This is a genomic window from Companilactobacillus mindensis DSM 14500 (assembly GCF_001434275.1).
In the GTDB taxonomy this organism is placed as follows: Bacteria; Bacillota; Bacilli; order Lactobacillales; family Lactobacillaceae; genus Companilactobacillus; species Companilactobacillus mindensis.
Window position 1 is genome coordinate 21,598 of sequence record NZ_AZEZ01000078.1, and the last position, 14,000, is coordinate 35,597.

The 14,000-nt window shown below is 34.0% G+C and carries 10 protein-coding genes and 1 CRISPR repeat array; of the genes, 8 read left to right on the forward strand and 2 right to left on the reverse strand.

Features of this window, described 5'->3' with window-relative positions; genetic code table 11:
• The first annotated feature begins 20 nt into the window (after positions 1 to 20).
• The 8 genes from FD29_RS07315 (at position 21) to csn2 (ending at position 10,169) form a co-directional block, all read left to right on the forward strand.
• On the forward strand, positions 21 to 824 hold the full coding sequence (locus tag FD29_RS07315) for a bifunctional DNA primase/polymerase (RefSeq protein ID WP_057888287.1): 804 nt from the start codon (positions 21 to 23) through the stop codon (positions 822 to 824).
• A complete protein-coding gene (locus FD29_RS07320) occupies positions 824 to 2,221 on the forward strand; it encodes a DNA primase family protein (RefSeq protein WP_057888288.1) in 1,398 nt (465 codons plus the stop codon). Before FD29_RS07315 ends, FD29_RS07320 begins: the two co-directional genes overlap by 1 nt.
• 336 nt (positions 2,222 to 2,557) lie before the next feature.
• A complete protein-coding gene (locus FD29_RS07325) occupies positions 2,558 to 2,776 on the forward strand; it encodes a hypothetical protein (RefSeq protein WP_057888289.1) in 219 nt (72 codons plus the stop codon).
• Positions 2,777 to 2,844: 68 nt separating this feature from the next.
• Positions 2,845 to 3,345, forward strand: a complete 501-nt coding sequence (locus FD29_RS07330; protein ID WP_057888290.1) for a hypothetical protein — start codon at positions 2,845 to 2,847, stop codon at positions 3,343 to 3,345.
• Between the two features lie 708 nt (positions 3,346 to 4,053).
• Positions 4,054 to 8,127 carry a type II CRISPR RNA-guided endonuclease Cas9 gene (gene cas9, locus FD29_RS07335; protein ID WP_057888291.1) on the forward strand — a complete coding sequence of 1,358 codons (4,074 nt, stop codon included), beginning with the start codon at positions 4,054 to 4,056 and terminating at the stop codon, positions 8,125 to 8,127.
• 155 nt (positions 8,128 to 8,282) lie between these two features.
• Positions 8,283 to 9,158 carry a type II CRISPR-associated endonuclease Cas1 gene (cas1, locus tag FD29_RS07340; protein ID WP_057888292.1) on the forward strand — a complete coding sequence of 292 codons (876 nt, stop codon included), beginning with the start codon at positions 8,283 to 8,285 and terminating at the stop codon, positions 9,156 to 9,158.
• 4 nt (positions 9,159 to 9,162) lie between these two features.
• On the forward strand, positions 9,163 to 9,468 hold the full coding sequence (gene cas2, locus FD29_RS07345; RefSeq protein WP_057888293.1) for a CRISPR-associated endonuclease Cas2: 306 nt from the start codon (positions 9,163 to 9,165) through the stop codon (positions 9,466 to 9,468).
• On the forward strand, positions 9,465 to 10,169 hold the full coding sequence (csn2, locus tag FD29_RS07350) for a type II-A CRISPR-associated protein Csn2 (protein ID WP_057888294.1): 705 nt from the start codon (positions 9,465 to 9,467) through the stop codon (positions 10,167 to 10,169). Before cas2 ends, csn2 begins: the two co-directional genes overlap by 4 nt.
• Positions 10,170 to 10,189: 20 nt before the next feature.
• Positions 10,190 to 11,855: a CRISPR direct-repeat array (repeat unit 35 nt; unit sequence GTTTTAGAAGTAAGTCATCTCAATTACTAAGAACC).
• Positions 11,856 to 11,928: 73 nt separating this feature from the next.
• On the opposite strand, the gene FD29_RS07355 is transcribed toward csn2, so the two are convergent.
• Together FD29_RS07355 and FD29_RS07360 are read right to left on the reverse strand one after the other, a co-directional pair.
• Positions 11,929 to 12,549, reverse strand: coding sequence for a serine hydrolase (locus FD29_RS07355; RefSeq protein ID WP_057888295.1), 621 nt, complete (start codon positions 12,547 to 12,549; stop codon positions 11,929 to 11,931).
• Positions 12,550 to 12,621: 72 nt separating this feature from the next.
• Positions 12,622 to 13,863 carry an ISL3 family transposase gene (locus tag FD29_RS07360; protein ID WP_057888296.1) on the reverse strand — a complete coding sequence of 414 codons (1,242 nt, stop codon included), beginning with the start codon at positions 13,861 to 13,863 and terminating at the stop codon, positions 12,622 to 12,624.
• Between the last annotated feature and the right edge of the window lie 137 nt (positions 13,864 to 14,000).

A 14,000-nucleotide genomic window follows, 5' to 3' on the forward strand; every position in this document is an offset into this window, starting at 1 on the left:
AATAATAAGGAAGTGAGAAATTGACCACTTATGAAATGGCTTTAGAACTAGCCAAAAGAAATATATATTACTATCCTACCGCACCTGGTAGTAAGTCGGGTATGAAAGATACTCATGGTTTCAACGATGCCGTAAATGATGATTCTATGGCGCAGGAATGGTTTCAAGAAACTAATAACAATATCGGTATTAATTTAAAGAAGTCGGGCTTAATGGTGGTAGACGTTGATATGCATGGCAATGGCAACGGCAGACACAACCTACTGAAAGTATTTCAAACATATGGACGGTTACCAGATGATACGTTAATAGAACGAACACCGCACAATGGAATACATTACTTCTTTAAAGTACCAGGTGGTACAGACGTTAAGAGTAAGACAAGTGCATTCTTTGACCAGTCTGGCATTGATCTAATGTGCAATAACATTCTTATTGCTCCTAGTACCATTGATGGATCTAGTTACGCTCACGTGTCTGGTTCTTATGACGATATAAAACAAGCCCCCACCTGGTTACTTTCTTTTGTGCAAAACAAATCAGCTAATAATCCTAGTTTGAATGTGCCACGCCTTAAGAAATATACGGGTGCATTGCTAGATAAAATAGTTAAAGGGACAACTTATGACGATCATAATCGAAATAATTTCATCACCAGTATAGCGGGTTCAATGCTTGCTGTGGGAACTGATGCCAGCAACGTTTATAAATTATTGTCAGTTATTAATCAAAATTTTATATCTCCACCTTTACCACAGAAAGAGCTGGACACTATTTACAGTTCGGTTGTTTCAAGGGAACTACGTAGATTGAAGGTGAAGTGATGGAAGAAAGACTTCAAGATAAGATTAAGGAATTATCGCAGGTACAGGAAGCAAACCAGACACAAGATGACAAGGTACACCCTTTATGGTTCTACAAAGATGACAACGGAAAAAAAGTAGTTGGTGTCTTAGGACTATCAAAAGAAATTCTTTCGGAGAATTATATGGTTACTTTTGATTCGTTTAAAAGCGGATATAGATATGACGAGAAATTAGGTCACTGGCGTATTGGATATAAAGAATACTTAGGCAAAGTGATTTCTGATAAATTACAAAGCGTTGGTTTTTGGAAACCTAACAGTTTTAATTCCACACAATTATTTATTAGTAATCAGATATATTCAGATACTTCAATTAATTTCTTTGACCATAGCGATCCAAACCTTGTCGTATTTAAAAATGGTACATATAACTTTAAAGAGGATATTTTAAAGCCTAACGATCCAAACGACTATATACTAACTGGTCACGATTATAACTTAGATATGAAATCAGATACCCCTATTACTGATGCTTGGTTTAGAGAAACGTTTCAAGATGCTGACAAGTTCATGATGGAGTATATAGGTTATATGTTTTATAGATCGTATAAGCCATTTCAAAAATTTGTCATATTGCGTGGGTCTGGTGGCGATGGTAAATCTACTTTCTTAAATTATGTTAGAAAAATGATTGGTGGAGGTAATACGTCCAGTGTTGATTTAAAAGGACTATCAGGAGACAACGCAAAATTTAATACCTCTCATCTTTATGGAAAGGAATTAAATTACTTTGCAGATATTGGAAAAAACTATTTAGAAGATAGTTCAACCATTAAGGCTTTGACTGGTGATGACTACATAACTGGAGAATTTAAAGGAAAAGATCCATTTGATTTTATGAACTATGCCAAACTCCTATTTAGTGCTAATGAATTACCAACCTTTTCAGATTTTACTAAAGGCTTTATCAGACGTATTGGCCTAGTTAATTTTTACTTTATACCAGATTTTACAAACAGATACGATATGAAACAAATTGAAGATGAAATACCAGCCTTTACTTATAAATGTATGCTTGCATTCGAGAAAGCACACAAAAGTAAAAAGTTATCAGAAACACCAGAAATGATAAACCAGACCAATAAATGGCTTGAAATGAATAATCATATAGCAACTTTTGTTTCTGATATGTGCATCATTAATCTGGATAATGAGCAAGGCGAATCATCATCATGTGTTTACAAAGAATATAAAGACTATTGTTCAAATCAAGGATATAACCCACGTGGCCAATCAGCATTGACGGAATACTTAGAAACTAAAGGTATTGTCCATAAAAAGAAACAAATTAAAAGCGACCGAGTTTGGCGCTATATTCATTTAGCCATGAATGATAAAAAAGGTGTCAACTTTTAAAAGTGTCCAGTGATATGTCTATAAAGTGTCCAATGGTTTTTTAGATGATTGGACATGCAAAACGTTGTTATATCAATCTTTATAAGAAAAGTGTCCATACTGTCCATATGTTTATAAGTCATAAAGTCAAATAAATAAAAAATAAAAGTATATATATAAAGGGTAATTGAATATCATTGGACACACTGGACACTTTACTAAAAAAGTGCGGTATATCAATGTTTTACAGCGCACAGCATTGAATGAATAAATGGACACTTACTGGATAATGGTTGGACACATTAATTATTAAGAAAGGAAATCAAACAATGATAGAAATTAATGGAGATGTAAATAATGACAAAACAAACTAAAAGAATGTATCAAGTGAAGTATGTAACCGCTAGAGATGTAGGTGGTGGTTATAATAGTGATCCGTTTGAACGTGCTAAGAATACGCAAGACTATATAAATGGTGTATGTAGCGTATTAGCTGATAATGATTGCAATGTATTAGATATAGTGAACGCTCACAGTTTCCCTATCATCATTAAGTACACGCAACCTATTGAATAGAACTACTAAGGGATGTCATGAGTGGCATCCCTTTATTATTCACACGAATATAACAATGAGGTGTATCAATGACACGAGATTACAACGAAATAATAGACTGGATGCAGTTAATTAATAAAGCTAATACACAACTGTTACACTATCGAGATATGACTATTAAAGCTAATGAACTAGCAACAATCCAAGGGATGCATATTGATCTAGCTCATGTATCGAATAGCAGTAATAATAATGGAACAGAAAACAAACTAATTAGATATTTAGAAATCAAAGAACAAATAAATAAGATTGATAAAGCGGTTAAGCCATTGAATGAACGACAAAAGCAAATACTTACATTGACTTACTTTAATGAATATCGTGCATCCGAGTATATTATTATGGATGTCATGAACCTTTCAGATCGTGGCGATTATATTGACCTGTGGGACGATGCTCTTATAGACTTTGCCAATAATTACTATGATAAAGATACTATTGATAGTTGTTATCACGAACGTGCTAAGTTTGACTTACATACTGAATCATATGAAGACTTGATGAAACGATTGAAAGAAGAAAGTAAATAGTTATTACTCACAGATGTATTAGCATCAAAGTAAAATAGATACGATCTAATAGAGTGTATGCTTAATTGTATGCTCTCTATTTCTTTATAGCCCCCCGCCTAGTGTCTGCTGGGCGACAGCTCGCATAGTGGGCATGAGCTTTAAAAAAATTCCGTAAATTAAATATTTAGCGTCTTTTAACGTATAAGTAACATTACATAGACATTATTAGAATGTATTAATCATTGATACTAAGGCAGCTAAGATTTGTGTTCATTAGTCGATAAGAACTATAGAACCTTATTAAGTTGCTCTAAATTAGTCTATTTTTGCATAATTTAAAGTAAGTTTTGTTAGTTTTATATAATCAATTGAATTAGTAATTCTAATTATATTTAGGACGTTGACACACGCCGTGTATGACTTAGTTCACTTATCATACCAACGATTACACACTATACCCCTTGTATATTAACGGGGCTTAGATTATAAATAATCTCTTGAACGTACAACCTATTTTTTATACGCTAAATTCTATTAATTATGAAATTAAGGGCAGATTTGTCGGGTATTAAAAAAATAATTAATCATGACAACAAATAAACGCCATATATTACCTATCACTAATAGGTTTCCTTGAATAATTAATTTATTCAGGAAAATAGTGATTTTTTATTGAATATTTTGGTAATATGAAAACGTATTATCAGTTAAGTGGAGGGGAAAACAATGAACGATCGAAATAAAAAATACAATATTGGATTGGACATCGGTACAGGTTCCGTCGGATGGGCCGTTACTGATAATAATTACAATTTATTACACGCAAAAAAGAAGAACCTTTGGGGAATACGGCTCTTCGATGGTGCAGAGACAGCTGCTAGTCGTCGAACTTTTCGATCTACTAGACGTCGTTATCGCAGAAGACGTAATCGGATCAATTGGTTGAATGAAATCTTTGCAGATGAATTGGCTAAAAAAGATCAATCATTTTTAGTTCGGATGAATTCCTCATGGGTCTCCAAAAAGGATAAGATAAGACAACGTGATCAATATAATTTATTTATGGATTCCGATTATACAGATGTGGAATATCATCGTGAATTTCCAACTATTTTTCATCTAAGAAAACGATTAATTGAAGATAAATCTCAAGCCGACATCAGATTGGTTTATTTGGCCTTACATAATATCATCAAATATCGTGGTAATTTCACTTACGAGCATCAAAATTTCGACGTTTCACACATGGATTCCGGTCTAGCTTTACTACTAAATCAATTGAATCAGCAATTACAAGCATTTGAAGTCGCATTTCCTGACGAAACCAACTTCGAATCAATGAGTACGATTCTTTTAGAAAAAAAGACTCCTACCCAAAAAATCGATGAGATAGTCGACCAGATTCAACCTGAAAAAGACCTACTTCAGATAACTAAAAATATTATGAAAATGTTGCTTGGTAATAAAGCTGATTTGGTCAAAATATTCTCACTCGACAGTGACGATAAAATCACTGTTGAATTCTCATCCAACTCCATCGAGCAAGACCTATCAAACTTAGAAGAAACCTTGTCAGATGAACAATTTAACATAATAACGCTCGCAAACTCTATTTATAGTTCAATTGTCCTTAATGACATTTTGTCCGGTGAAACTTATCTTAGTTTCGCTAAAGCTAGACAATATTCTGATCATAAAAAAGATTTAGCCAAATTAAAGACTATGTGGCGTGAATCACCAGATAGAAAAGCCGTTGGTAAAGCTAAAAAAGCTTACGATGACTATCTACATTCTGGAAAGTATGGAATCGAAGATTTTTACAAAGATATGAGTAAATTTTTAGAGACTGCCACTCCCGTTGAACTTGCCAAAGAGGCAAATGAAAAAATTCTCAACAAGAGCTATCTATTAAAGCAACGCAACAATGAAAACGGCGTTATACCATTCCAACTCAATAAAAACGAAATGATTGAGATCATCAATAACCAAGCTAAATACTACCCATTTTTGGCCGAGAATAAGGATAAATTACTTTCTATCCTCAGTTTTAGAATCCCTTACTATGTCGGACCTCTGCAATCGAAAAAAGACAATCCGTTCGCCTGGATGGAGAAGAAATCTCAAGGAAAAATTCGTCCTTGGAACTTCGATGAAATTGTTGACCGTGAAGCATCATCAAATAACTTTATTAGGCGAATGACTAGTACCGATACTTACTTAATTGGTGAACCAGTTTTACCTCTAAAGAGTCCTATTTACCAAAAATATGAAGTTCTTAATGAATTAAGCAATGTTCGTATCAATGCCGATGAAGTGGATAATCCACTTGGTGACAAGTTATCAGTCGACTTAAAACAAGCCATCTATAACGAATTATTCCTCAAACATCGTAGTGTTTCAAAAGCACTTCTAACTAAGTGGTTGATCAATCAAAGTTATTTCCAAAATCCCCAAATAAGTGGTCTGGCAGATTCTAAAAAATTCAATTCAGGATTAACTACTTATCACGATTTCAAGAAAATTTTTGGTGAAGATTTCGTCAATGATCCAACTAACCAATCACAACTAGAACAATTAGCAGAATGGCTAACTATTTTTGAAGATAAAAAGATTCTAAAAATAAAATTGGACGATTCTCAATTCAATTGCACACCTGAACAAATTAAAAAAATTGCTGGAATGCGTTATCAAGGTTGGGGACGTCTTTCAAAGAAACTACTCTGTGATATTAAGACAACTACTGTCACAAGTAAAAACCATCAACAAGCTAGTTACTCGATTCTTGATTTAATGTGGAATACCAATCGCAACTTTATCAGTGTCTTAAAAAATGATACTTATAAATTCGAAGACAAGATTCAAACTTTTAATCTCGATAAAAACGAAGCCGCTACTCCTCAAGCAATGATTGACGAGTTACAGACATCCCCTGCTCTCAAACGTGGTATCCGCCAATCTGTAACCATCATTCAAGAACTAGTTAAATTCATGGGACATGCTCCAGAACATATCTTCCTAGAGTTCACTCGTGAAGATGACGTTAGTTCTTTAACCAAATCCAGAGACAGCCGTCTCAATAAACTTTATGCACGCATCGCCAAGAATACTAAAAAAACAGACGATGAGCTGAAGAAGTCCTTGTTGCCTTCTAGTGATATTAAAGCTACCCTCAAGGCTAACAAGAATAACCTATCCAACGACCGTTTGATGTTGTACTACCTACAGATGGGAAAGAGTTTGTATTCCAATCAACCATTGGATATTAACAGGTTATCTGAATATCAAATCGATCATATTTTGCCACAATCATATATCAAGGATAATTCTCTAGAAAATCGTGCTTTAGTATTAGCTTCTGAAAATCAACACAAGTCTAGTGATTTATTATTAAAGCCAGAAATTATTAATCAAAATATTGCTCGTTGGCGTTACATGAAAGATGCTGGCTTAATGGGTCCTAAGAAATTTAAGAATCTCACACGAATTCAAATTACTGACAGTGATCAAAACAATTTCATCAATCGTCAGTTAGTTCAAACATCACAGATCATCAAGCATGTCTCTAATATTCTTGATTCAATGTATGGCGACCAAGGCACTCAATGTGTTGAAACCAGAGCACATCTCTCTACAGAGTTCAGAAAAGCCTTCAGCAACGAAGATGATAACTATCACTTCCAACACCCAGAGTTCGTTAAAAATCGTAATATCAACGATTATCACCATGCTCAGGATGCCTACCTAGCCTGCTTACTTGGTTTATACCAAATGAAGAAATATCCAACCGATAACATGATTCTGTTGAAGAAAGAATATAAGAGATTCTTCAGCAATACTAAGAAGATCTATGACAAGAAACATCATTTTCCTGATTACGTTAAAAATGGTTGGATTATCGGTTCAATGTTCAACGGAGAGAAGTATGTTGACGAGGAAACTGGTCAAATTATTTGGGATCAACAAACAAAAGATATGGTCAGCTGTATTTTCCAATACAAACAATATAACGTCACTAAACGTACCGAAGCTGCTAATGGTGAATTTTACAATCAAACTGTCTACAAGAAGGACCCTAATGAAAAACGTAAGCTAATTTCGCTTAAACAAGGTCTGGATACTAAATTATATGGTGGATATTCTGGTGACAATCCTGCCTACATTGTTTTAGTAAAAATCGATGATAAGAAAAATAAACTAGTTAAAATGCCTATTCGTTTGGCTGAACAAGTTGATAATAAGACAATTGATCTACAAACTTGGCTAGAAGAAAATGTTCCACACAAAAAAGGCATCCAAGTCCTCAAAACTAAGATACCTTTGGGTCAAGTCATTTATAGTAAGAAGAATGGTTATCTAGCACTCAAATCTGATACTGAAATTGTTAATGCTCAACAACTAGTTCTACCTTATGGTTATGTTGCGCTTCTGACTTTGTTACAGAAAATGCCCGAAAACAAATATGATGAAGTACTAGCTTGTTATGACGATGGCATTTTGGATAATATCTTCGTTGCTATCATTGATAAAATGAAACACTTCTATCCTTACTACTCTGGCGAGCTTAAAACATTATCGGATAATATCGATAACTTCAAAGAATCTCCGGATGTTAACAAGATTAAGACATTACAACAATTGTTGTTACTGTTACACGCAAGTTCAACAACTGCATCTATTGAATTTAACAATGTTAAGAAAAATTCATTAGGAAGAAAACCAAATAGTATAAATATTCAAAATACTGATTTACTAAGCTTTTCCGCCACTGGTTTATATGAATCAAGAATTCACATAGACTAAAAAAGTGCAAAAAAAATAGCCCCCACGCGGGAGCCGACCAGAAGGTCATTTAACTTTAATGTTTATTTTAACTCAGTAAGTCATCTCAATTACTTAAGAGCAAGTTAAGTATATTTCATTTCTAAAAATATTTCAATTAAATTAGGAGAATTGTTATGGGCTGGGAAACGATTTATATTACACAAAAATCGAAGTTATCTTATAAGGCAAACCATCTATTGATCCAAACGACCATGGATATTAAGCAGGTTCCTTTTCACCAGATAAACTGCATCGTTGTGGCGACGACACAATCCGTTATAACAGGTTATTTGATTTCAAAACTGATTGAAGAGAATATCAAAGTTATTTTCTGTTCGGAAGACCATAATCCATGTGCTGAACTAAACGGTTATTATAATAATATCAATCGAAATCAAAATATGGAAAATCAAATTTCGTGGTCAATTCCCAATAAACAAAAACTCTGGACGAATGTTGTTAACAACAAGATCAATAATCAATTAGCCGTCCTAAAGAAATATAATCTTGATACAACTGAGATCGAGTCTGAACAGTTAGCTATGGTTGATAATGATGAGACTAATCGTGAAGCTGTAATTGCTAGAAAGTATTTTCCACTACTATTTGGAGCCAATTTTACTCGGGGAGACGATTCTAAGATCAATGCCATGCTTGACTATGGATACACAATTTTGCTCTCGGCTTTCAATCAAGAAATCGTGGCTCAAGGTTATCTAACTCAGCTAGGCATCCATCATCACAGTGTCAGAAACGATTTCAATTTATCTAGTGATTTGATGGAACCATTTCGACAATTTGTTGATTTAACCATTATGGACAAACTCGATTATGACTTCGATGAATATATCAAATTAGAGTTAGTTGACGTCCTCAATCAAGAGATTAGTTATGACAATAAGACTTATATTCTTAAAAATGCCGTCTCCCAATATATCCACGATTGCTTTAGTTTTATGGATGAAAAACGTGACCGTATTGGAAATGTTGGTATGAAAGATGAGGAATAGAGTTATGAGATTAATGATCATGTTCGACTTACCCACTTTAACCGCCACTGACCGTAGAAATTATCGCCAATTCCGAAAACACTTATTAAAAGATGGTTTTACAATGATGCAGGAGTCTATTTACACTTGTATCCTTATTGACAGTCAATCTGCTCACCTTTTGGAAAAGAAGATTTCCGTCTACTCTCCTAAAAAGGGACTTGTGCAATCAATGATCGTTACTGAAAAGCAATTTGCTTCAATGAATTTCCTAACTGGTAAGGCGGAAAAAACTATCGAGAATACGTTTGAAAGGTTGACAGTAATATGACAGCATCTATGACAATTTTTCCTTATGAACCATTTGAACTTGATTCAGGAATTACTCTTTTAGATTTTCAAAACAAAGTAGAATTCTCACAATTGATTTTTAGAATTAATAAATTAAAGAAACACGATACCTTAATTGACGATACTGACAGAATTGTACATTTCTATACTGATGAGAAGAATCCCCTTGATGAAAAACTAAAGGACATTGCCTTTATTGGTGACTTGACACAGTATGAGATAAATTCGACTGCCAACTTAAAATACGTTTTCCAGAAAGCTGTCCAAGACTCAGCTCTCTTTAAAGACAAATTAGAGTCCATAAACAGTCAAATCAATGATATTGTTTTCGACTCTGTTACGAACTATACTGCCTCTCTGACATTTGACCCCTACTCTGATTTCGAAAAATTACTCAAAGTAAAAGATGTTCGTTTAGACAGTAGTAAATGGGAAAATTATTGTGATAAAATCATTAGTATAGTAAGTTTCTATGTCGAATTTACTAGTAAAAAATTACTTCTATTTCATAACCTTGAAAAGCTATTAAGTTTTGATCAATTAAACGAATTGAATGATTATCTAAAATCCGTTGATTTAGTTATTGTCTCTTTAGAATCATATCCGTTAGAGTTGAAGGAAGAAGGCCTTGATATCAAGGTTTACTCCATTGATGAAGACCACGTTAGATTTGATTATTAGAAGATAACTAATTTAAGACGGTTTTAGAAGTAAGTCATCTCAATTACTAAGAACCAAAAAATAATTGAAAAAGTTATTGCATATATGTTTTAGAAGTAAGTCATCTCAATTACTAAGAACCTTTAATAGCATTACTTGTTTCCCCCGCCGAGTTTTAGAAGTAAGTCATCTCAATTACTAAGAACCCGCTACTAACAAGAATCCAGATTGGACGGCTGTTTTAGAAGTAAGTCATCTCAATTACTAAGAACCGTACTCGGAATATATTAAAAACGGTGGTACGTTTTAGAAGTAAGTCATCTCAATTACTAAGAACCTAAAAGTTGGTGTAAAATTCAGCCCGTGCAGTTTTAGAAGTAAGTCATCTCAATTACTAAGAACCTCGTTGTTCCTCCAAAACTTACAATGTCAAGTTTTAGAAGTAAGTCATCTCAATTACTAAGAACCCGTGATAAGTATTCAGACAGCAGACAGTCTGTTTTAGAAGTAAGTCATCTCAATTACTAAGAACCCATCTGTTCAGTGTAACCACCCGTGTTTATGTTTTAGAAGTAAGTCATCTCAATTACTAAGAACCTGTAATAATGTTACCACCTTGGTCTGTCCAGTTTTAGAAGTAAGTCATCTCAATTACTAAGAACCTATTCAAACAGGGGTGAAGATATAGCCTTTGTTTTAGAAGTAAGTCATCTCAATTACTAAGAACCGCTTTTTCGATAGCTTTGATCATAGTTTTTGTTTTAGAAGTAAGTCATCTCAATTACTAAGAACCGCTTTTTCGATAGCTTTGATCATAGTTTTTGTTTTAGAAGTAAGTCATCTCAATTACTAAGAACCTATTTGTTTATCAAGCGCTTTTTGGATCTTGTTTTAGAAGTAAGTCATCTCAATTACTAAGAACCCTTGGTGTTTGCATTCGTTGTATCTTGTTGGTTTTAGAAGTAAGTCATCTCAATTACTAAGAACCTTAGACGGCGCACTTGAGGAGCTATATGTAGTTTTAGAAGTAAGTCATCTCAATTACTAAGAACCGGATAATCCTTTTTGGATTCTTCTGTAAAAGTTTTAGAAGTAAGTCATCTCAATTACTAAGAACCCTTATCAAAGTACGGAAAAACAGGTCAGGAGTTTTAGAAGTAAGTCATCTCAATTACTAAGAACCAGGAGGGGTGACAATTTCATGGCTAAAGGCGTTTTAGAAGTAAGTCATCTCAATTACTAAGAACCTAATGCGTCTTCTGGACTTCGTGCTATACCGTTTTAGAAGTAAGTCATCTCAATTACTAAGAACCGCATGGTGTGGTAATCCAGCAACCATAGACGTTTTAGAAGTAAGTCATCTCAATTACTAAGAACCAGCTATTATCTTGTTCTATCTGTTCACCACGTTTTAGAAGTAAGTCATCTCAATTACTTAAGAACCTGTATACTTGGGTTATAAAGCTAAGAAAGGGTTTTAGAAGTAAGTCATCTCAATTACTTAAGAACCGCGTATTTGTTCCATGCTTGAACATTACCAGTTTTAGAAGTAAGTCATCTCAATTACTTAAGAACCTGTATACTTGGGTTATAAAGCTAAGAAAGGGTTTTAGAAGTAAGTCATCTCAATTACTTAAGAACCTGAATCAAAACCACCACCTTTATATTTTGGGTTTTAGAAGTAAGTCTTCTCATTTATTTAAAAGTTTAATAAATACAAAAAATCGCTAAGTATTCCTACTAGTGGCTTTTTGTATATTTACTATTATTCATTATTTTTCTATTTAGAATAGTCGATAACTTTAGTTCCGGCATCAGCACCATAAACGATCTTTTGAATATTTTTAGTAATCGTCGCAATTCTTGGGAATCCACTAAGATTACTTTGTTTATGCCCATTAGTCATGATAACTAAAATATATCTCTGTCCATTTGGCAAAGTTACAATACCGGCATCGTTATTAACATCATCAAGAAAGCCAACTTTATCTTGAACCGTCGTGCCAGCGTCGGCTTCTGCAGCTCCAACTGGAATACCAGTCCGATAATTTTGCTTGCCCATCAAATTCAAAAGTTTCGTTCGATCGGATTTATTCTTGAACGGTCCAGTACCTTTTGCCAAATCTTTCAATAACAGCTGCAAGCTATAACTTGTCGTCTGAGTGGCCTGACCAGTTTGGAATACTGATGAGTACCAACCTTGTTTTTCCATAAAGGCACTCAAAGTATCGGCACCATATAGATTAATTTGATTCTCGGAAAAATCATTGTCGCTATTAACGATCATTCGATCAAATCCATCAATATTTTCAGCCGTCCAACTGAAATCACCGTTTTGTCTTTGATTAAACAAGTAGGCTGCCAAATATAATTTGTAAGTACTAGCCGATGTGCGAACCAAAAGGGCTCTTTGTCAAATCGTATTGATGAATAGTTTTTGTATGAAAGGCATCCTCTCGTAGGATGCCTTTTCTTATGCACAAATGAGTCTTATTCTCTTAAGAAAATGGTCAAGATTTTTAAAACCATAACTGATATGTTTGAGCTTTTTTATCTTTCCAATAGTCCCTTCAAGGGGACCATTGGAGTAAGACATTGTACAACTGTTTCTCACGTAATTTAAATTCTTACGTAACGTTGAAATAGACGTATCCATAGCGGTATTGTTCTTTTTATACCCGTAAATAGTTTCTTCGAGCAGTGATATGTTGTGCTCATGCATTGCCTTCTGAATACCTTGATAAACATCATAGGCATTTTTAAAAATCGGTAAGCTATCAGTGGCTATATCGATAACGCTTTGTGTCGTAGTATATTCATTGATACCAAAGATATACTTTACTTTCTTGTCGTCTACATCTGCCTCAGGCAGATGATAGAGACGCCAATTGGATTTGAGAGCTTTGTATATGCGTGATTGTTTATCATTTATCTTTTTCAGACAACTGATTCTAACCTGATCTAAAGCTCTGCTACATAGTTGAACTATATGAAACCTATCAACTATTATTTGAGCATTAGGAAAGATTCTATGAACAACTGACTGATAATTAGCATTTAAATCAATAGAAACGGTCTTTACTGCTTGTCGTTCCGACAAGCTATAGTTATTTATAAAGTGTTCAGTTACTGTTTTAGACAATCGGTCATGAATAAGTTCAATTAGATGATGCGTTTGCGCATCAATAGCTATGAAAGTGAATATACCGTTAACTGAGCGGAATTCATCAAAGCACAGGTTCTCAGGAAGAACGTTACATCTATTTGGTAATTTGATATTGTCATATAAGGTTCTATTTACTGATACTCCGATGATCTTAGCCATAGATGTTAACGTAAACGATTCTCTTGCCATAGCGAATATTCTATTTTGAACTTGTTTGGTCATGGTGTGGTTCTTGATTAGTAAATCGCTGTGGGCACCGCAGGTGCTGCCACAGTTCTTACAAAGATAACGCTGTTTATTGAGTACCAAATGATATTCAATACCGTTAAAACTGGCCAATCTGGCATTAGTTTTTCTTTTTCCATTTTTGACTAATGAATTTAAACCACATTGTGGACATCTGTACAGTTTATAAGTTAAATCAGCACTTACGATCTTTATATGTTTTATAATGCCACGATTTTTAATCGTAGCGTCCTTAACTGAAACGTTTCTCATGTTATTGTCTTTTATATCAAGTGCACATAGTATAGAATTGTCTTGGGACATTATTGTTTTCTCCATGTTTGATTGGGTTTGGTCGCTTAAATCTTAACATGAGAACAGTGATGTTCTTTTTTTTATTTTCTAGGGCGAATTGTCAAACTAAGTGCAACGGTTTGTCAAAAAATACTTCATATGGGGTT

Excerpts from the sequence above, each read along its gene's own strand:
- FD29_RS07320 (WP_057888288.1), top strand. The coding sequence starts at position 824 with ATGGAAGAAAGACTTCAAGATAAGATTAAGGAATTATCGCAGGTACAG.
- FD29_RS07325 (WP_057888289.1), top strand. The coding sequence starts at position 2,558 with ATGACAAAACAAACTAAAAGAATGTATCAAGTGAAGTATGTAACCGCT.
- FD29_RS07330 (WP_057888290.1), top strand. The coding sequence starts at position 2,845 with ATGACACGAGATTACAACGAAATAATAGACTGGATGCAGTTAATTAAT.
- cas9 (WP_057888291.1), top strand. The coding sequence starts at position 4,054 with ATGAACGATCGAAATAAAAAATACAATATTGGATTGGACATCGGTACA.
- cas1 (WP_057888292.1), top strand. The coding sequence starts at position 8,283 with ATGGGCTGGGAAACGATTTATATTACACAAAAATCGAAGTTATCTTAT.
- cas2 (WP_057888293.1), top strand. The coding sequence starts at position 9,163 with ATGAGATTAATGATCATGTTCGACTTACCCACTTTAACCGCCACTGAC.
- csn2 (WP_057888294.1), top strand. The coding sequence starts at position 9,465 with ATGACAGCATCTATGACAATTTTTCCTTATGAACCATTTGAACTTGAT.
- FD29_RS07360 (WP_057888296.1), bottom strand. The coding sequence starts at position 13,863 with ATGTCCCAAGACAATTCTATACTATGTGCACTTGATATAAAAGACAAT.